We start from the raw sequence: 17,594 nt of genomic DNA, 5'->3' as shown, positions 1-17,594 counted from the left end.
ATGATGAATTGCCCGAAATGCGGACACGCGGCACATACCCGGAGTAGCTTTCGGGTATCTGATCAGACAAAGGAGCGCTACTGTCAGTGCCAGAATATAAACTGTGGGACCACCTTTGTGACGCATGAAACGGTTGTACGTTATATCGCAGCTCCAAACCTGATAAACCAGGCTCCGCCTCATCCTACAAGTGCCGGTCAAGGGCACATGAGCTTTTGAGAGAAACCCGCTACGGCGGGTTTTTTAATGGCACTGAAAAAAAACTGCTGCCATTTTGCTGCCAACATGGATTGAGAAAACAAAAAAGCCACTCGTTAGAGTGGCTTAATTATATGATTCTAAAGCTAAAATTTGGTGGCCCCTGCTGGACTTGAACCAGCGACCAAGCGATTATGAGTCGCCTGCTCTAACCACTGAGCTAAGGGGCCGTGGCGGAGGATTATAAAGTAACTCCTCGCTGCAATCCAGCCATACCCACCTGCCTGCTGTTTTTATAAACAACCCATTTTCAATCTCTTATACTTAGAGCCTGAACCATTAAGCAGGAGTAATCATGATCAACGATATCCTTGCACCAGGATTGCGGGTGGTGTTCTGCGGTATCAACCCGGGTAAGTCCTCCGCCCACACCGGTTTTCACTTTGCTCATCCCGGAAATCGCTTCTGGAAGGTGATCTATCAGGCGGGGTTTACCGACAAGCTGCTGAAGCCGGAAGAGGAGCAACAGCTGCTGGATACGCGCTGTGGCATCACCATGCTGGTGGAACGGCCCACGGTGCAGGCGAGCGAGGTGAATCTGCATGAGCTGCGCAGCGGCGGGCGCGAGTTGATTAAGAAGATTGAGGACTACCAGCCTGCGGCGCTGGCGATTCTGGGCAAGCAGGCCTACGAGCAGGCATTCAGCCAGCGTGGGGTGCAGTGGGGAAAGCAGAAGATTACCATCGGCGTGACGCAGGTATGGGTGCTGCCCAATCCGAGCGGGCTGAACAGGGCGACGCTGGATAAGCTGGTAGAGGCGTATCGGGAGCTGGATCAGGCGCTGGTGACACGGGGGCTGTGAAGCCCTCTGCGGCCTGATGCCCTCACCCTGACCCTCTCCCACAGGGAGAGGGAGAAAAACGAGCCCTCTTCCACGGGAAGCGGCGGAAAGACGAGTTCTCTTCTATGGGGAGAGGGGGAAAGACGAATCCTCTTCCACGGGGGGGGGAAGACGAGTCTTCTTTCATGGGGAGAGCGGAAAGATGAGCCTCTTTAATGGGAGAGGGGGAAGACGAGCCCCCTTCCATAGGGAGAGAAAGAAAGACGAGTCCTCTCCCATAGGGAAAGGAAGAAAAACGAGCCTCTTCCATTTTCATGGGGAGAAGAAACAAAAAAGCTCCCCGAAGGGAGCTTTTTTACGTTCAGGACAATTAGTCGTCCAGGAAGCTACGCAGCACTTCAGAGCGGCTCGGATGGCGCAGTTTACGCAGCGCCTTCGCTTCGATCTGACGGATACGTTCGCGGGTCACGTCGAACTGTTTACCCACTTCTTCCAGCGTGTGGTCGGTATTCATATCGATACCGAAACGCATACGCAGGACTTTCGCTTCACGGGCGGTCAGGCCAGCCAGTACGTCGTGCGTGGCGGCACGCAGGCTCTCGGTGGTTGCAGAGTCCAGCGGCAGCTCGAGGGTGGTATCCTCGATGAAATCACCCAGATGCGAATCTTCATCATCGCCGATTGGCGTTTCCATGGAGATTGGCTCTTTGGCGATCTTCAGCACTTTGCGGATCTTATCTTCCGGCATCAGCATGCGCTCGGCCAGCTCTTCTGGCGTCGGCTCGCGGCCCATCTCCTGCAGCATCTGGCGAGAAATACGGTTGAGCTTGTTAATGGTCTCAATCATATGCACCGGAATACGGATGGTGCGCGCCTGATCCGCGATAGAGCGGGTGATAGCCTGACGGATCCACCAGGTTGCGTAGGTGGAGAACTTGTAACCACGACGGTATTCGAACTTATCAACCGCTTTCATCAGACCGATGTTACCTTCCTGAATCAGATCCAGGAACTGCAGGCCGCGGTTGGTGTATTTCTTGGCGATAGAGATAACCAGACGCAAGTTCGCTTCAACCATCTCTTTCTTCGCACGGCGGGCTTTCGCTTCACCGATGGACATACGACGGTTAATGTCTTTTACCTGCTCGATAGTCAGGCCGGTCTCTTCTTCAATCTGTTGCAGCTTCTGCAGACCACGGTGTACGTCTTCAGCCACATCACGCAGTTTTTCAGACCACGGTTTGTTCATCGCGATAGCCGCGTTGAACCAGGTTTCGCTGGTTTCGTTGCCGGTGAACAGGGTGATGAAGTTCTTCTTCGGCATTTTGCACTGTTCAACGCACATCTTCATGATGATGCGTTCCTGGGTACGGACGCGGTCCATCATGACGCGCATGCTGTTAACCAGGTAATCGAACTGTTTTGGCACCAGGCGGAACTGTTTGAACACTTCAGAAAGCTTCAGGATCTCTTCCTGAGCGGCAGCATGGCTACGGCCTTTGGCTTTAATGGTGTCGCGGGTCACTTCATACTGCGTACGCAGTTCAGCGAACTTCTCGCGCGCCAGTTCAGGGTCGATGCTGTTATCATCGTCGCTGCTGTCGTCGCTCTCTTCTTCGTCTTCGTCTTCGTCATCGTCCATCTCTTCCTGAGACAGTTCAGAGCCGACGTGCGTCGCCGTAGGCGCCATGTCTTCTTCCGCGTTCGGATCGACAAAGCCGGTGATCAGATCGGACAGACGTGCTTCTTCTGCTTCCACACGATCGTACTGCTCGAGCAGATAGGTGATGGCTTCAGGGTACTCGGCAACAGAGCACTGAACCTGGTTGATCCCGTCTTCGATACGTTTAGCGATGTCAATTTCGCCTTCGCGGGTCAACAGTTCAACGGTACCCATTTCACGCATGTACATGCGCACCGGGTCTGTCGTGCGGCCGATTTCAGACTCAACGCTCGACAGAACCTGTGCAGCAGCTTCTTCTGCATCTTCGTCGGTGTTGTTTGAGTTTTCAGCAAGCAACAGATCATCGGCATCAGGGGCTTCTTCCATCACCTGAATACCCATGTCATTGATCATTTGGATGATGTCTTCGATCTGATCGGAGTCGACGATATCTTCCGGCAGATGGTCATTGACCTCGGCATAGGTCAGATAGCCTTGCTCCTTACCACGTTGGACAAGAAGTTTCAGCTGTGACTGCGGGTTTTGCTCCATAAGACGGTATCCACACTTATTCGTTTGATTGGTGTCGGCGATACGGCTGCCAACCTTTAAAGCGAGGGCGTACTTGTATTTTTGCCGCTGCCTCTCAGTGCGGCTGTCGGGATCTACCCGAACGGTATTCGGCACTTAAGCCGTTAAATTCATTTTCGGGCACGTGCTTCAGTAATCACACGCACCTCTTCGCGTTCGGCTGGCGTTAACCCGTGGGTTCGCGAGCGCGCGATCAATTCGGAAAGACGTAGCTCAAGCATCGAATCAAACATATGGTTGAGCGAGTCGGTGAAGGTCTCTTCAGCGATATCTTTATCTGCTATATCGTCCCACATCGACAGTTTTTCAAGGGTTGCGGACGCTTTTGTTCCGCGATAGTGCTCTAAAAGTTGCCCGGTGGTCAGACCTGGCTGAGAAAGACAAGTGTTGACCAGTTCTGCAAATAAGCCAAGTCCAGGCAGCTTTTCCTGATCCAGACCCGCCAGGGATGGCACTTTTGGCGCCAGTTCCGGGTTCTGTACCAGCAGTCCTATCAGTATACGCATGGTTGTGCGTTTTAGCTGAGGCGCGGGGCGAGCTGCTCCGCCATCCGCCTGCTTTGGCATTAAACGTTCAAGCTGACTGTCATCCAGGATGCCGAGTTTCTTACCCAGTTCCTGACGCAGATAGATGCGCAACGTTTCGCCGGGCACTTGAGTAATCAGCGGTAAGGCCAGGGTGCTCAGCTGAGCGCGGCCATCCGGGGTACTCAAATCCACCTGCGGCATCAGGCTGTTAAACAGAAACGTGGAGAGCGGCTGAGCCTGCTCCATCCGCGCTTCAAATGCCGCTTTGCCCTCTTTACGCACCAGCGTATCGGGGTCTTCGCCGTCGGGCAGAAACATAAAGCGTAACTGGCGTCCGTCGGTCATATAAGGCAGCGCCGTCTCCAGCGCGCGCCAGGCGGCTTCGCGTCCGGCCCGGTCGCCGTCGTAACAGCAGACCACGGTGTTGGTCACCCGGAACAGCAGCTGAATATGGTCGGCGGTGGTAGAGGTACCCAAAGACGCAACGGCATAGTTAATGTCGAACTGCGCCAGCGCCACCACATCCATATAGCCTTCGACCACCAACAGGCGCTGCGGTTCAGCGTTATCCTGCTGGGCTTCATACAGGCCATACAGCTGGCGGCCTTTATGGAAAATATCGGTTTCCGGGGAGTTGAGGTATTTCGGCAGGGCATCGCCCAGCACGCGGCCACCAAAACCAATAACCCGGCCACGCTTGTCACGAATGGGGAACATCACCCGTTCGCGGAAGCGGTCATAGCTACGTCCCTTGTCATTAGTGACCAGCATGCCCGCGTCGATGAGGGATTTACGATCTTCGCTATTGCCGCCAAAACGCTTTAACACGTTATCCCAGCCGGGAGGGGCGTAACCAATAGCGAAACGCGCAATAACATCGTCGCTCAGTCCGCGCTTGTTCAGATATTGACGCGCAGGCTCAGCGGCAGGTTGCTTGAGAGACTGTTGGTAAAATGCGTTCAGGCCGTCCATCAGCTGATACAGCGTTTGTCGTTGATGACGCTCTATCTGACTTGGCCCACTGCCTGCTTCATACGGCACTTCAAGGTTGTGCATGGCTGCCAGCTCTTCGACGGTTTCAACGAACTCGAGCTTGTCGTAGTTCATCAAAAAGTCGACGGCGTTGCCGTGCGCGCCACAGCCGAAGCAGTGGTAGAACTGTTTTTCACCGTTTACGGTGAAAGAGGGGGTTTTTTCGTTATGGAATGGACAGCACGCATGGTAGTTCTTGCCCTGCTTCTTCAGCTTTACCCGCGCGTCGATGAGATCGACGATGTCGGTTCTGGCAAGCAGATCATTGATGAAAACGCGTGGGATTCGTCCAGCCATAGGCCCCGTGATTACACTTCATCCTTCAACTGATACAGTGTGAATGATTTTGTGTAAATTCTGATTCATAAACGAAAACAAGCCGCGCATTCCTTCCGGAAGCACGGCCTTACGACTACTACTCTGTCTGACAATTGAGGACGTGCGTCCTCAAAAGATTAGTACAGACGAGTACGGCGTGCGTTTTCGCGAGCCAGTTTCTTCGCGTGACGTTTCACAGCAGAAGCTTTAGCGCGCTTACGTTCAGTCGTTGGTTTTTCATAGAACTCACGACGACGAACTTCAGCCAGAACACCTGCTTTCTCGCATGAACGCTTGAAGCGACGCAGTGCTACGTCGAACGGCTCGTTTTCACGTACTTTAATTACCGGCATGTAACTCTCACCTTTATAAATTCGGTTTGCCGCTGGCATCAACGCCAGCTTATTTCAAAATGGTGCGGAATTTTACTGCAATTGCTGCTGCTTTGTAAAGCACCGCGGCCGTTTTTGAAAGGGACTTTTATAAGGGTGAGGAGTATACACGAAGAGAACTCCAGGGGTGAGGAAAGTTTTACATCAACCCGCCCAGGCTCTACACTGCGCGATATCTGAGTGAGGTAAAACAAGTCATGCGTGTACTGGGTATTGAAACGTCCTGCGATGAAACCGGCATCGCGATTTACGACGATGAAAAAGGGCTGGTCGCCAACCAACTGTATAGTCAGGTGAAATTACACGCTGACTACGGCGGCGTGGTGCCGGAGCTGGCCTCCCGCGACCATGTGCGTAAAACGGTGCCATTGATTCAGGCGGCGCTGAAAGAGGCGGGCTTAACGGCTAAGGATATTGATGCCGTGGCCTACACGGCCGGTCCCGGGCTGGTCGGCGCGCTGCTGGTTGGTGCCACCATTGGCCGTTCGCTGGCATTCGCATGGGATGTACCGGCAATCCCGGTTCACCATATGGAAGGGCATCTGCTGGCACCGATGCTGGAAGAGAATCCACCGGAATTTCCGTTCGTGGCGCTGCTGGTTTCCGGCGGCCATACCCAGCTGATCAGCGTCACCGGCATTGGTCAGTATGAACTGCTGGGCGAATCCATTGACGATGCGGCGGGCGAAGCTTTCGATAAAACCGCCAAGCTGCTGGGGCTTGATTACCCGGGCGGCCCAATGCTGTCAAAAATGGCGTCGCAGGGGACGGAAGGGCGCTTCGTTTTCCCACGTCCGATGACCGATCGTCCGGGTCTGGATTTCAGCTTCTCCGGGCTGAAAACCTTCGCGGCGAATACCATCCGTAATAATGCCGACGACGACCAGACTCGCGCGGATATCGCCCGTGCTTTTGAAGATGCGGTGGTGGATACCCTGATGATCAAGTGCAAGCGCGCGCTGGATCAGACGGGCTTTAAGCGTCTGGTGATGGCGGGTGGCGTTAGCGCCAACCGTACCCTGCGCGCGAAGTTGGCAGAGATGATGCAAAAGCGTCGCGGTGAAGTGTTCTATGCCCGCCCGGAATTTTGTACCGATAACGGGGCGATGATCGCCTATGCCGGGATGGTGCGCCTGAAGCCCGATGCCACGGCGGATCTGAGCGTCTCTGTACGTCCACGCTGGCCACTGGCTGAACTGCCGGCCGCCTGATGGAAGAAACCCGGATGTTAAAGCGCCATATCAAACATCCGGGTTTTCGCTAACAGACAATAGAGCTGGCAGCTGTTCTTCACCCCCAACTTTTCCATGGCCCGCATTTTATGGGCGCTCACGGTTTTAATGCTCAAATGCATACGCCGCGAGATATCCGTCAGGCTCAGCCCCCGACAAATCAAGCGCAGCACATCGGTCTCCCGGACGGACAGCGTCTCGTTCATCATTTTCCCGCCTTTAAAGAGGGCATTCATCAGGGTGCGCTCGACGTACACTTCGCCATCGATCACCGACTGTAGCGCCTGGCTGAGGATTTTTTCATCGCTGTGGCGGCTGAGCCAGGCTTTCGCCCCTGCTTCCAGTGCGAGGCGGATCATCAGCGGATTGGTGTCGGGCGAGAGCATCATCACCTGCAGCGCCGGATAATGGCGGGTTAACCACTTCACCAGCGCCAGCCCCTCCATGCCGTTTTGCGGATCCCGCAGCGTATAGCCCAGCAACAAAATGTCGGGGGTTTCGCGTGCCAGCAACGCCAGAAGCTCGCCGACCGAGTCCGCTTCTCCACAAAAAGAGAGCGTCAGAGAGGCGTTGTTGCTGATCATGGCGCGGACACCCCGGCGAATCACGGTGTACTCATCCGCGATCACCATTTTCATTGTCATTGGATTTTCCTTAAGCGGTATTAATTATTTGCGCAGAAGGCGATTTTATATGGCGTGACTTCGGCTGGATTGCACGGGAAGCAATATTTTTATCCGCCACAGGGATTTGACATATTTCATATTAACGTGCCGCCAATGACGTTGATCCCGGGGAGAAGACCTGGCAGTCGAATTATTTGGACGGCACATTACCGGCTATACGTTGGATCTTTACATCCGTCATACCGGGGCGATCGCTGGCGGCACCTGATGAGCAGGACGCCGCCATAACTCAGCGCAACAGCCTGGCATTGCGCCAGGCTTGTTTACATCTTCAGCATCCCTTTCTCTTCCAGGAAGGCAATAATCGTCGCCAGACCGTTGCCCGCTTTCAGGTTGGTAAACGTCCATGGCCGTTCGCCACGCATACGGTTGGTGTCGCTCTCCATTACCGCCAGCGAAGCGCCGACATAGGGGGCCAGATCGGTTTTGTTGATCACCAGAAAATCAGATTTGGTGATCCCCGGCCCGCCCTTACGCGGGATCTTTTCCCCTTCCGCCACGTCGATCACATAGATCGTCAGATCCGCCAGCTCCGGGCTGAAGGTGGCGCTCAGGTTATCCCCGCCACTCTCGACAAAGATCAGATCCAGATTGCCAAATTTTTCACTCAGCGCTTTCACCGCCGCCAGGTTCATTGAGGCATCTTCGCGGATCGCGGTATGCGGGCAGCCGCCCGTTTCCACGCCGACAATGCGCTCCGGCTCCAGGGCGCCCGCTTCGGTGAGGATGCGCTGATCTTCTTTGGTGTAGATATCGTTGGTCACCACGGCCAGCTGATACTGGTCGCGCATCGCTTTACATAACGCTTCCAGCAGCGCGGTTTTACCCGAACCCACCGGGCCGCCGACGCCCACGCGCAGGGGATGTTTGTACTCAGACATAGAGACTCCTCAGGAACGGAATAACCGTGAATATTGGGTTTCGTGACGCGCCGAGGCGATGGCAGAGAGCGGCGTGGCCGCCCCCAACTGGTCATCGCGGCGCAAAAGCGCCTGCTCCAGCCCGTCGGCAAAATAATCGCAGAGGTCGATGATCAACAGCTGGGCCGCCTGCTGGCCAAAGGGCACGAGCTTAACGCCCGCCATTACCGCGCTCTCAATCCAGCTGTAGCCGAGGCTTAACGCCATCTCGCGCAGGTGAATGCCCCAGCGCACGCCGAGCCAGGCCATGCCGCACAGCTGGCTTTGCGAAAACAGCGGCAGCCAGTCGGGCGGGCAGTCCGTCTCCCAGCTTTTAATCAGACGGGTAAACGCCGCGCCGCGGTTGCGCTCCTCTTCTCGCAGCTCGCGGGTTTCACGGCAGGCGAGCAGGTATGCCGTCCAGCGTGAGGCCGCAGCGATATCCTGCTGCTCGCAGGCGTGATACAGACGTGAAAACAGCGGCAGGTCGACGCAGAAAAAGCTCTGCTCCATCTGCTGACACTGCCAGGCTTTGAACGCTTCCGGGGTGGTGATCCAGCCGGCTTCCGTTGCCCACTCCAGCCCCTGCGACCAGGTAAACGACCCCACCGGCAGGCTGCTGCTGGCAAGCTGCATCAGACGCAGCTGGCGGGAGGGTTCCATCAGCTCATCAACGCCAGCAGGGCAGAGGCGATCAGCCCGCCGCCAAAGATTTTACGCAGCCCATCATGACGGCGCAGCAGCCTACCCGCAGCAAAGCTGACGCACAGCACGGCGGCGCTGGCGAGCATAAAGCCGCTGGTGAACAGCCAGAAGCTGTGGCCTGCCATCTCAACGCCGTGTGCCCAGCCGTGGAACATCGCCAGCGCCGGAACGGCCAGCAGCAGGCGGTTTTCAGTTTTGAACATCATCACGCCGCATACCGCCAGCGAGGCGATGATCAGCATCTCCATCCCGCCAAAATCGCCCAGCAGGCTACCCGCGATAGCACCGGTTAACATCATGCCGAGGGTGGCAAAGGGCATCAGCAGCTGGCGGCCACTCAACGCGGCAAGAACGCCCGCCCCGGTGAGCATCAGCAGATGGTCAAGACCGGTCAGGGGATGGAAAAAGCCTGCCTGAAAACTGTCAGCACCGTGACCGGGATGGGCCAGCGCGGGCAGCGAAAATGCCAGCAGCAGCAGGGGTAAGAACTTACGCATGAGGGATCCTTAATGTGAATGAGCGTGAGAGTGCGAATGTGAATGCGAATGCCCTTCGCTGGCGTATGCGCCCGCTTCGGGTTCAAAGGGCAGCCTGGCGAAGGTCACCTCCAGGTCGAACAGGTGCAGCATCTCATCCAGCACATGATCGTGGTGATAGCGCAGCTCGCCGGGCAGAATTTGCAGCGGCACGTGGCGGTTGCCCAGGTGATAGCAGGCGCGCGCCAGCAGGAACGGATCGGCGCAGCGCACCACCGACAGCGGCTCGGCGGCGGCAATCACCTCCACCACCTCACGCCCGTCTTCACTGGTGAGCAGGTCGCCGCCGCGCAGCAGCAAACCGCGCGGCAATATCAGCCCCGCATCGCGCCCGTCGTCCAGAACCACGCGGGCACGGCTTTTTACCCGCACATCAATCGGCAGCGTCACGCTTGCGGTAACGGGATGGGGATGGTCGAGGCGTTGGGTTAAGGTGATCATGAATCCTCCTCAGAACAGGAAATAGCGTTGCGCCATCGGCAGAACCTCTGCCGGTGCGCTGGTGATCAGTTCCCCATCAATGCGCACCTCGTAGGTTTGCGCATCGACGGTAATATTGGGCTGCAGGCCGTTGTGGATCATGTCGGCCTTTTTCACCGTCCGGCAGCCTTTGACCACCGCGGTGGCGCTCTGCAGGTTCAACTGCTGCGCGATGCCGTTATCGGCGGCGGCCTGCGAGAGAAACGTCAGGCGGGTGGCATGGCGGGCAGCGCCCAGCGCACCAAACATGGGCCGGTAGTGCACCGGCTGCGGGGTGGGGATCGAGGCGTTAATGTCGCCCATCGGCGCGCAGGCGATCATCCCGCCTTTGACGATGGTGGCGGGCTTGACGCCAAAGAAGGCGGAGGACCAGACCACCAGATCCGCCAGCTTCCCGGCCTCAATCGATCCGACCTCGTGGGCGATGCCGTGGGTCAATGCCGGGTTAATGGTGTATTTGGCGATATAGCGCTTCACCCGCAGGTTATCGTTATCGCCACGCTCTTCAGGCAGCGCGCCACGCTGCACCTTCATGCGATGCGCCACTTGCCAGGTGCGGATAATCACTTCGCCTACCCGGCCCATCGCCTGCGAATCCGACGAGGTGAGCGAGAAGGCACCGATGTCGTGCAGCACGTCCTCGGCGGCGATGGTCTCGCGGCGAATACGTGATTCGGCGAAGGCCACGTCTTCAGCAATATCCGGGTCGAGATGGTGGCAAACCATCAGCATGTCCAGATGTTCGTCGATAGTGTTGATGGTGTACGGCAGCGTCGGGTTAGTGGAGGAGGGCAAAATGTTGGGGTGCGCGCAGGCGGTGATAATATCCGGCGCATGGCCGCCGCCCGCCCCCTCGGTGTGGAAGGTATGAATAGTGCGCCCGGCGATGGCCGCCAGGGTGTCTTCGACAAACCCTGCCTCGTTAAGGGTGTCGCTGTGCAGCGCCACCTGGATATCCATCTCGTCCGCCACCGTCAGAGAGCAGTCGATTGTCGCAGGGGTTGATCCCCAGTCCTCATGAATTTTCAGCCCGATAGCCCCGGCGGCCACCTGTTCGCGCAGGGCATCGGGATTTGAACCGTTGCCTTTGCCCAGCAGGCCAATATTGACCGGCAGCGTGTCGGCGGCTTGTAACATGCGTGCGATGTACCATGGCCCCGGCGTGCAGGTGGTGGCGTGGGTGCCTGCGGCGGGACCGGTACCGCCGCCAATCATGGTGGTCACGCCGGAGACCAGCGCCTCTTCGGCCTGCTGCGGGCAGATCCAGTGAATGTGGGTATCCACTCCGCCTGCGGTGACGATCTTGCCTTCGGCGGCAATCACCTCGGTGGCCGCGCCAATGGAGATGGTCACGCCGGGCTGAATATCCGGGTTACCGGCTTTACCGACGGCAACGATCCTGCCGTCCTTCACGCCGATATCGGCTTTGACGATCCCCCAGTGATCGACGATCAGGGCGTTGGTCAGCACCAGATCCACGCAGTCCCGGGCGGTCATCTGCCCCTGGCCCATGCCGTCGCGGATCACTTTGCCGCCGCCGAATTTGACCTCTTCGCCGTAGATCGTCAGATCCTGTTCCACCTCGATCCACAGGTCGGTATCGGCCAGCCGCACTTTATCGCCAGTGGTAGGGCCAAACATGTCGGCATAGGCCTGACGCGAGATCTCAGCCATTGTTCACCTCGCCCATCACCTCGCCGCGAAAGCCGACAATCCGCTGGGCGCCCGCTACCTGTACCAGCGTCACGGCGCGTTTCTGTCCGGGTTCAAAGCGCACGGCGGTACCGGCGGCAATGTTCAGCCGGTAGCCTTTGGTGGGTTCACGATCGAACTTCAGCGCCGGGTTTACTTCGTAAAAATGGTAATGGGATCCGACCTGGATCGGACGATCCCCGTGATTCTCGACGATCGTGGTCAGGGTGTTGCGCCCGGCATTAATCACGATCTGTCCGAGTTGGATTTGATATTCGCCTGGGATCATGTTGTGCCCCCTTACAGGATCGGATTGTGAACGGTGACCAGCTTGGAGCCGTCCGGGAAGGTGGCCTCCACCTGAATGTCCGGGATCATCTCCGGCACGCCCTCCATCACCTGGCTGCGGTTCAGGACGTGGCGACCGGCTTCCATCAGCTCTGCCACTGTCTGCCCGTCACGCGCGCCTTCCATAATGAAGGCGCTGATCAGGGCCACCGATTCCGGGTAATTGAGCTTCACACCGCGGGCGAGACGGCGCTCGGCCACCAGCGCGGCGGTAAACAGCAATAGCTTGTCTTTTTCTCTGGGGGTCAGTTCCATCGTGCGTCTCTCAGGTGTGCCAGATTCGGGGCGAGCAGGGGGCTTTGGCGGTGAGTTGCGGGCGCAGGCGCTGCCAGATCTCGCGCATTGCCTGCTGGCAAATCAGGTTGTCATGGGCCAGAAAACGGACCGACAGCAAGCCGTCGGTGAGGGTGGCCCCCGCGAAGTGCTCCAGCGGGGCCAGTGCTTCACGGGCCGTATCCAGCAGCGGTTCGGTTGCCGGGTAAAAGAGCAGGGTGCCGACCCACGGGTGTTCCGCCACGGGCGTCAGATCGCCATCGGCCAGGTGCTGGCGCTCGATCAGCAGCGGCTCGCCCTCGATCCAGACCTCCAGGCGACTCTCAATGCGCCCATGGCTAAAGGTTTCGTTGATCACCGGGCGGCCGAGGCAAAACAGCTCCCAGGCCAGCAGGGTACTGCTGCGCTGCAAATGGAACACCGAGCGCAGCGCGGCATTGGCACCCGGAAAGAAAATGGTGTCCTGCGGTAGCCACTCCAGGATTGCGTGCTCATCCAGGGTGAAGTGCTGATCGAGCCGCGCCAGCGCGCCGTTGCTGCGATAGAACTTGCTGGCACCGGGCATGGTGATGAGCGCGTGGCTGCCGGCTGCAAGATGGACGTCGATCGTCAGTTCATCCCCGCCGACAATGCCACCCGGCGGGTGGAGCAGGTAGAGGTGGCAGGTTTCCTCTTCGGGATAGAACGGGCGTTGTACGGTGAGCGGCCCAACATGGCGGGCAGAGTGAAGGAGGGTTTTTTCAGGGGTGTGACAAAACTGCAAAGCAAGCGATGCCTGCCAGCCTTTGACTGTTTTATCCACCATCTGAGTTGCTGACATGCTTCATCCATCTGCTCGCCATCGGGGTGTTTTTTAGTATGCCCTGGCGGAAATGAAGGCTGTCATATGAGTCACTTATGGATGGGGGGCTGTTTGCTAACTGTGTTGAATAATTTTGGGAGAATGGTGGAAGGGTTCCGTTCACTATGACTCTTCTGGTTTATGTACACCCCGCTGCGGTGAACGTGCAAAGGGGGCTTGCCGCCGCCCCCTTTGCAATCCCCGCGGCCCCGCGACGAAATCGGTGCTTCGCACTACGCTCACCTCCCGACCGGCTGCCTGCGGTCGGCTCAACTCGACATCCTGTCTCGATTCGCCTCTGGCCGCCATCCCTGGCGTCCAGCCCTTGTCATCCGGTCTCCGGTTCGCCGGTTTCAGCGGGGACTCAACACCCGTGCCACATTCAAACCGCAGAGAAGGTTGAGGGAGCGAAAGTCCGGCTGAAAATCGCTGAGGCGTTGACCGCAGGCCGGGGCGAGGCGCAGGGATGCGCCAAGAGGGCGTGACCTACAGGGATGTAGGATCACGCCCGACCCGATAGCCGAAGGGAATAAGCCGAAGGCATCGCGAAGCGACGATTTTCTTTGCCGGGAGCCGGGATTGTTAAGGGGGCGGCGGCAGCCCCCTTAACACGTTCACCGCAGCGGATTACACATAAAGCAGAGGAGTGAAAGTGAACGGAACGATTCCACTCCTTTAAAAGACAAATTACCTTAAAACAAACAGTTAATTTAAAATAAAATACTTCCCGATTTAAAAGGGTAACCTACCGATAATCCTCAGCATCAATATCATACCCGGATGGCTCCCAGCGGATCGCCAGCAGCGAAACCAACCCAATCAGCGGCGCAAGGGCGATTATCCAGAAAACAGCGGTATCCATTGAGGCCACCAGCAGCGGGAACATAAACAGCGACAGCGTCGAGCTGCTGCGCATCAGCGTCTGGTTCAGCCCCACGCCGACACCGCGCAGCGAGGTCGGGTAGCTGAGCGAAGCAAACGCCATGGTGTGCGCCCCCGGCCCAAAGCCCTGGCCGAACAGGAACAGCGCCAGCATTGCCACTGCCGTAACCCCTTCCGCAACGCCTTCCGGGCGACCAATAATCGCCAGCCCCAGCAGGGCGGTCAGCTGACAGGCATAACCCGCCAGCGACATCCGCCATGCGCCAAAGCGCGGAACCAGCCGCACCGCCAGCAGACCACCGACAAACGCGAACAGCAAGTTCAGGGCCAGCGAGATCAGAATGGTGGTCAGCATCGACTGCACAAAGAAGCTGGAGATAATCACCGGCAGGCCAAAGGCCACCGCGTTATAGGCGAAGGACGACACAATCGACAGCAGCGTGGCCAGCGTAGTGCGGCGCAGATAGACCCCGCGGAACAGATTCAGATAGTTACTCCAGCTGGCTTTATTCACCACCGGCGCGGGCTGGTTGAGCGCCTCCTGCGGCACGTGGGCATTAATGTTGTAAGCCTTGCGCAGAATGGATGCAGCCTCTTTCAGGTTGCCCTGATTCGCCGCCCATACCGGTGACTCGCTCATATACTTGCTGCGGATCGCGATAATCACCAGCGCGGGGATCGCCCCGAAGCCGAGAATAATCCGCCACAGCCAGTCGCTGTGCGTTTCTGGCAGCACGGCATAAAAGAAGAGCACCAGCAGATAAGAGATGCTGATGGCGGCATACCAGGTGGGACACCACATCGCGACGCTGGCGGCTTTGTTGCCGGGGCCTTTCAGCCTGGCGAACTCACTTAAGAAGGCCATCGCCACAGGAAGATCGATCCCCACCCCCAGCCCCATGACAAAGCGCGCCCCAGCCAGCACGTACTCGTTTGGGGCAAACGCACAGGCGATAGCCGCGACCACAAAGAAGACCATGTCGGCCATAAAGACCCGGTAACGACCGATTTTATCCGTCAGGTAGCCGCCAATCAGCGCCCCGACAATGGCACCGAAGGTGATTGCCGAGGCCACCATGCCGGTACCGGCAGGCGTGAGGTTAAATTCGCGGGTAATGTCTTTGATGCCGAACGCCAGCGCCCCCAGGTCGTAGGCATCCAGAAAGATACCGCCCAGCGCAATGCCGATGACGATGCGGGCATTGGCCCGGCCCTGTGAGCCTTCATTGACCAGTTGGGTGACGTCCGCTGCGTTACGGACCCATTTGATCTCCCCGTCGGGAGCTTTTCCTGCCGTTGCAAGCGAAGTTGAATCAGTGATCTCTGTCATTTTCTTATGTTGTGTTGGCTGTACGAACAAAAAGAGTACTCACAGCAAGAAAACGATCTAAATCACATTTGGTTATAAGGCATAACTAAGGGGTTGAGGCGCAAGGGGCTTTACTGCGGCTCTTTCTTTTTTCTCTTCAGCCTGGCCCAGATCTTGGTCTCCTGACGACGCCACAGGCGCTGGATGTTGTCATGATGACGCAGCAGGATCAGGCAGGAGAGCATCGACACCGGGAAGGTGAACTGCGGTTTGAACCACCAGACATAAAACGGGGCAACCAGCGCGCTGACGATAGCGCCAAGAGAGGAGTAGCCGCTGAGCAACACGCTGAGCAGCCAGGTGCCGGCCATTACGCCGGTCAAATCCCAGCCAATGGGGGCGATGGCACCAAATGCGGTGGCCACGCCTTTACCGCCTTTGAAACCAAAGAATACTGGCCAGATGTGGCCCAGACAGGCAGCGATAGCAATCAGCCCCAGCCAGAACGGCGTAACGCCCAGTGCATACGCACCCCAGACGGGAAGCATGCCTTTCAGGACGTCAAAAATCAGAACCGCTACGGCTGCTCCTTTGCCGCCAATTCGTAGTACATTGGTCGCCCCCGGATTCCCGGATCCGTTCTCACGTGGATCGGGTAAGCCAGCGATACGGCAGACCAGAATGGCGCTGGAAATTGAGCCGCAAAGGTAAGCAAGGAGGATCATTCCAGGCGCGATTGCACTCATAACGCTGTTCCGTTTTGAAAATATCGTTTTGTACTTAGCATCTGTGGATAATACGCATAATTCGCCGGGAGTGGTATCCGGTTTAGCCAAAAACCAGGCAGGTCGTGATGGATATAGTATTTATAGAGCAACTTTCGGTAATCACCACTATCGGGGTGTATGACTGGGAACAGACCATCGAACAGAAGTTAGTGTTCGATATCGAAATGGGCTGGGATAACGCCGCCGCAGCAAAAAGCGATGATGTGAACGACTGTCTGAGCTACGCCGACGTCAGTGAAGCGGTCATCAGCCACGTGGAAGGCCAGCGTTTTGCGCTGGTGGAGCGCGTGGCGGAAGAGGTGGCAGAACTGCTGCTCAGCCGCTTTAATTCCCCGTGGGTGCGCATCAAGGTCAGCAAGCCGGGCGCGGTGGCGCGGGCGGCGAATGTGGGCGTCATCATTGAGCGTAGCAAAAATCTGAAAGAAAACATTTAACGGTATAATAGTTAAACCATTTCCTGTTAAATCAGTCTTACAGCTGTTCCTTCTGTGGTTACCCCTTGGGTAACCCGTTTTTTTCTGTCTTTTTAGGGGTTTATTGATGAGCGATATGCACTCCCTGCTGGTGGCAGCAATACTGGGTGTGGTCGAAGGATTGACAGAGTTTTTGCCAGTTTCCAGTACGGGCCACATGATTATTGTGGGCCATCTGCTGGGGTTTGAGGGCGAAACGGCGAAAACCTTTGAGGTGGTGATCCAGTTAGGATCCATTCTGGCGGTGGTGGTGATGTTCTGGCGCCGTCTGTTCGGGCTGATTGGCATTCACTTTGGCCACCCGCCGCATGAAGGATCCGGCAAAGGGCGGTTAACCCTGCTGCACATTCTGCTCGGGATGATCCCGGCGGTGGTGCTGGGGCTGGTGTTGCACGACACCATCAAATCACTGTTTAACCCGATAAACGTCATGTACGCGCTGGTAGTTGGTGGCGTTCTGTTGATTGCCGCCGAACTGCTGAAGCCAAAGGAGCCGCGCGCGCCAGGTCTGGACGATATGACCTACCGTCAGGCGTTTATGATTGGCTGCTTCCAGTGTCTGGCGCTGTGGCCGGGCTTCTCCCGCTCCGGGGCGACCATTTCAGGTGGGATGCTGATGGGCGTAAGCCGCTATGCGGCCTCTGAGTTCTCGTTCCTGCTGGCAGTGCCGATGATGATGGGTGCGACCGCGCTCGATCTCTACAAGAGCTACCACTTCCTGACCGCGGGCGACATCCCGATGTTTGCCGTGGGCTTTATCACCGCCTTTATCGTGGCGCTGGTGGCTATCAAAACCTTCCTGCAGCTGATCAAGCGCATCTCGTTTATCCCGTTCGCCATCTATCGCTTTATCGTGGCGGCCGCGGTCTACGTGGTCTTCTTCTGACG

Annotated in this window: 19 protein-coding genes and 1 tRNA gene; 5 read left to right on the top strand and 15 right to left on the bottom strand. The window is 57.2% G+C overall.

The genetic code is table 11. The features are described 5' to 3' along the window. Positions 1-219 (top strand): ogr/Delta-like zinc finger family protein, encoded by a 219-nt coding sequence (locus ABIE02_RS14945; RefSeq protein ID WP_071886516.1) that lies wholly within the window; start codon positions 1-3, stop codon positions 217-219. Positions 220-352: 133 nt separating this feature from the next. Here the strand turns inward: ABIE02_RS14945 and ABIE02_RS14940 are convergent. Further along, a tRNA-Ile gene (locus tag ABIE02_RS14940) sits at positions 353-428 on the bottom strand. A 125-nt stretch (positions 429-553) separates the two neighbouring features. Here ABIE02_RS14940 and mug point away from each other — a divergent pair. Continuing rightward, entirely contained in the window at positions 554-1,060 is a 507-nt protein-coding gene (mug, locus tag ABIE02_RS14935) for a G/U mismatch-specific DNA glycosylase (RefSeq protein WP_032614250.1), read from the top strand. Positions 1,061-1,409: 349 nt separating this feature from the next. Here mug and rpoD read toward each other — a convergent pair whose 3' ends face one another. The 3 genes from rpoD to rpsU all read right to left on the bottom strand — a co-directional run bounded on the left by rpoD (position 1,410) and on the right by rpsU (position 5,523). Further along, the gene (gene rpoD / locus ABIE02_RS14930; protein ID WP_336994995.1) at positions 1,410-3,296 is read right to left on the bottom strand and encodes an RNA polymerase sigma factor RpoD; all 1,887 of its coding nucleotides are present in this window, start codon (positions 3,294-3,296) and stop codon (positions 1,410-1,412) included. Positions 3,297-3,403: 107 nt separating this feature from the next. After that, positions 3,404-5,149: a DNA primase gene (dnaG, locus tag ABIE02_RS14925; protein WP_032614246.1), complete on the bottom strand. Its 1,746-nt coding sequence runs from the start codon at positions 5,147-5,149 to the stop codon at positions 3,404-3,406. A 158-nt stretch (positions 5,150-5,307) separates the two neighbouring features. Further along, positions 5,308-5,523: a 30S ribosomal protein S21 gene (gene rpsU / locus ABIE02_RS14920; RefSeq protein ID WP_001144069.1), complete on the bottom strand. Its 216-nt coding sequence runs from the start codon at positions 5,521-5,523 to the stop codon at positions 5,308-5,310. A gap of 236 nt (positions 5,524-5,759) precedes the next feature. On the opposite strand from rpsU, the gene tsaD reads away from it, so the two are divergent. Next, positions 5,760-6,773, top strand: coding sequence for a tRNA (adenosine(37)-N6)-threonylcarbamoyltransferase complex transferase subunit TsaD (tsaD, locus tag ABIE02_RS14915; RefSeq protein ID WP_032614244.1), 1,014 nt, complete (start codon positions 5,760-5,762; stop codon positions 6,771-6,773). A 17-nt stretch (positions 6,774-6,790) separates the two neighbouring features. On the opposite strand, the gene ABIE02_RS14910 is transcribed toward tsaD, so the two are convergent. From ABIE02_RS14910 to plsY, 11 genes are all read right to left on the bottom strand, one after another. Then, positions 6,791-7,438: a LuxR C-terminal-related transcriptional regulator gene (locus ABIE02_RS14910; protein ID WP_032614242.1), complete on the bottom strand. Its 648-nt coding sequence runs from the start codon at positions 7,436-7,438 to the stop codon at positions 6,791-6,793. A gap of 305 nt (positions 7,439-7,743) precedes the next feature. Then, entirely contained in the window at positions 7,744-8,361 is a 618-nt protein-coding gene (gene ureG / locus ABIE02_RS14905; RefSeq protein WP_429211309.1) for an urease accessory protein UreG, read from the bottom strand. Positions 8,362-8,370: 9 nt separating this feature from the next. After that, entirely contained in the window at positions 8,371-9,042 is a 672-nt protein-coding gene (locus ABIE02_RS14900) for an urease accessory protein UreF (RefSeq protein WP_144838445.1), read from the bottom strand. Continuing rightward, the gene (locus ABIE02_RS14895; protein WP_165718355.1) at positions 9,042-9,581 is read right to left on the bottom strand and encodes a HupE/UreJ family protein; all 540 of its coding nucleotides are present in this window, start codon (positions 9,579-9,581) and stop codon (positions 9,042-9,044) included. Before ABIE02_RS14895 ends, ABIE02_RS14900 begins: the two co-directional genes overlap by 1 nt. Positions 9,582-9,590: 9 nt before the next feature. Further along, positions 9,591-10,061 (bottom strand): urease accessory protein UreE, encoded by a 471-nt coding sequence (gene ureE, locus ABIE02_RS14890; protein WP_032614233.1) that lies wholly within the window; start codon positions 10,059-10,061, stop codon positions 9,591-9,593. A 9-nt stretch (positions 10,062-10,070) separates the two neighbouring features. After that, positions 10,071-11,774 carry an urease subunit alpha gene (gene ureC / locus ABIE02_RS14885; RefSeq protein WP_336994973.1) on the bottom strand — a complete coding sequence of 568 codons (1,704 nt, stop codon included), beginning with the start codon at positions 11,772-11,774 and terminating at the stop codon, positions 10,071-10,073. Continuing rightward, on the bottom strand, positions 11,767-12,081 hold the full coding sequence (locus ABIE02_RS14880; protein WP_165718354.1) for an urease subunit beta: 315 nt from the start codon (positions 12,079-12,081) through the stop codon (positions 11,767-11,769). Before ABIE02_RS14880 ends, ureC begins: the two co-directional genes overlap by 8 nt. 11 nt (positions 12,082-12,092) lie before the next feature. Further along, the gene (locus tag ABIE02_RS14875) at positions 12,093-12,395 is read right to left on the bottom strand and encodes an urease subunit gamma (protein ID WP_032614226.1); all 303 of its coding nucleotides are present in this window, start codon (positions 12,393-12,395) and stop codon (positions 12,093-12,095) included. Between the two features lie 10 nt (positions 12,396-12,405). Further along, on the bottom strand, positions 12,406-13,233 hold the full coding sequence (locus ABIE02_RS14870) for an urease accessory protein UreD (RefSeq protein ID WP_165718353.1): 828 nt from the start codon (positions 13,231-13,233) through the stop codon (positions 12,406-12,408). 766 nt (positions 13,234-13,999) lie between these two features. Then, positions 14,000-15,466, bottom strand: a complete 1,467-nt coding sequence (locus ABIE02_RS14865) for an MFS transporter (protein WP_270735355.1) — start codon at positions 15,464-15,466, stop codon at positions 14,000-14,002. 110 nt (positions 15,467-15,576) lie between these two features. After that, a complete protein-coding gene (plsY, locus tag ABIE02_RS14860) occupies positions 15,577-16,191 on the bottom strand; it encodes a glycerol-3-phosphate 1-O-acyltransferase PlsY (RefSeq protein ID WP_032614221.1) in 615 nt (204 codons plus the stop codon). A 107-nt stretch (positions 16,192-16,298) separates the two neighbouring features. On the opposite strand from plsY, the gene folB reads away from it, so the two are divergent. Together folB and bacA are read left to right on the top strand one after the other, a co-directional pair. Next, positions 16,299-16,667 (top strand): bifunctional dihydroneopterin aldolase/7,8-dihydroneopterin epimerase, encoded by a 369-nt coding sequence (gene folB, locus ABIE02_RS14855; protein ID WP_336994974.1) that lies wholly within the window; start codon positions 16,299-16,301, stop codon positions 16,665-16,667. 106 nt (positions 16,668-16,773) lie between these two features. Next, a complete protein-coding gene (gene bacA / locus ABIE02_RS14850; RefSeq protein ID WP_032614219.1) occupies positions 16,774-17,592 on the top strand; it encodes an undecaprenyl-diphosphate phosphatase in 819 nt (272 codons plus the stop codon). The last annotated feature ends 2 nt before the right edge of the window (positions 17,593-17,594 follow it).

Source organism: Leclercia sp. 1548 (assembly GCF_050435045.1).
In the GTDB taxonomy this organism is placed as follows: Bacteria; Pseudomonadota; Gammaproteobacteria; order Enterobacterales; family Enterobacteriaceae; genus Enterobacter; species Enterobacter adecarboxylatus.
Note: the sequence above shows the minus strand (reverse complement) of the source record. Positions and strands in the feature narration are given on the sequence as shown.

What these genes read in the sequence shown, in the direction of transcription:
- ureG (WP_429211309.1), bottom strand. Translation starts at nt 8,361, where the DNA reads ATGTCTGAGTACAAACATCCCCTGCGCGTGGGCGTCGGCGGCCCGGTG.
- ABIE02_RS14880 (WP_165718354.1), bottom strand. Translation starts at nt 12,081, where the DNA reads ATGATCCCAGGCGAATATCAAATCCAACTCGGACAGATCGTGATTAAT.
- ABIE02_RS14875 (WP_032614226.1), bottom strand. Translation starts at nt 12,395, where the DNA reads ATGGAACTGACCCCCAGAGAAAAAGACAAGCTATTGCTGTTTACCGCC.
- ABIE02_RS14865 (WP_270735355.1), bottom strand. Translation starts at nt 15,466, where the DNA reads ATGACAGAGATCACTGATTCAACTTCGCTTGCAACGGCAGGAAAAGCT.
- ABIE02_RS14900 (WP_144838445.1), bottom strand. Translation starts at nt 9,042, where the DNA reads ATGGAACCCTCCCGCCAGCTGCGTCTGATGCAGCTTGCCAGCAGCAGC.
- ABIE02_RS14910 (WP_032614242.1), bottom strand. Translation starts at nt 7,438, where the DNA reads ATGACAATGAAAATGGTGATCGCGGATGAGTACACCGTGATTCGCCGG.
- ureC (WP_336994973.1), bottom strand. Translation starts at nt 11,774, where the DNA reads ATGGCTGAGATCTCGCGTCAGGCCTATGCCGACATGTTTGGCCCTACC.
- folB (WP_336994974.1), top strand. Translation starts at nt 16,299, where the DNA reads ATGGATATAGTATTTATAGAGCAACTTTCGGTAATCACCACTATCGGG.
- mug (WP_032614250.1), top strand. Translation starts at nt 554, where the DNA reads ATGATCAACGATATCCTTGCACCAGGATTGCGGGTGGTGTTCTGCGGT.
- rpsU (WP_001144069.1), bottom strand. Translation starts at nt 5,523, where the DNA reads ATGCCGGTAATTAAAGTACGTGAAAACGAGCCGTTCGACGTAGCACTG.
- plsY (WP_032614221.1), bottom strand. Translation starts at nt 16,191, where the DNA reads ATGAGTGCAATCGCGCCTGGAATGATCCTCCTTGCTTACCTTTGCGGC.
- bacA (WP_032614219.1), top strand. Translation starts at nt 16,774, where the DNA reads ATGAGCGATATGCACTCCCTGCTGGTGGCAGCAATACTGGGTGTGGTC.
- ABIE02_RS14870 (WP_165718353.1), bottom strand. Translation starts at nt 13,233, where the DNA reads ATGTCAGCAACTCAGATGGTGGATAAAACAGTCAAAGGCTGGCAGGCA.
- dnaG (WP_032614246.1), bottom strand. Translation starts at nt 5,149, where the DNA reads ATGGCTGGACGAATCCCACGCGTTTTCATCAATGATCTGCTTGCCAGA.
- ABIE02_RS14945 (WP_071886516.1), top strand. Translation starts at nt 1, where the DNA reads ATGATGAATTGCCCGAAATGCGGACACGCGGCACATACCCGGAGTAGC.
- ABIE02_RS14895 (WP_165718355.1), bottom strand. Translation starts at nt 9,581, where the DNA reads ATGCGTAAGTTCTTACCCCTGCTGCTGCTGGCATTTTCGCTGCCCGCG.
- tsaD (WP_032614244.1), top strand. Translation starts at nt 5,760, where the DNA reads ATGCGTGTACTGGGTATTGAAACGTCCTGCGATGAAACCGGCATCGCG.
- ureE (WP_032614233.1), bottom strand. Translation starts at nt 10,061, where the DNA reads ATGATCACCTTAACCCAACGCCTCGACCATCCCCATCCCGTTACCGCA.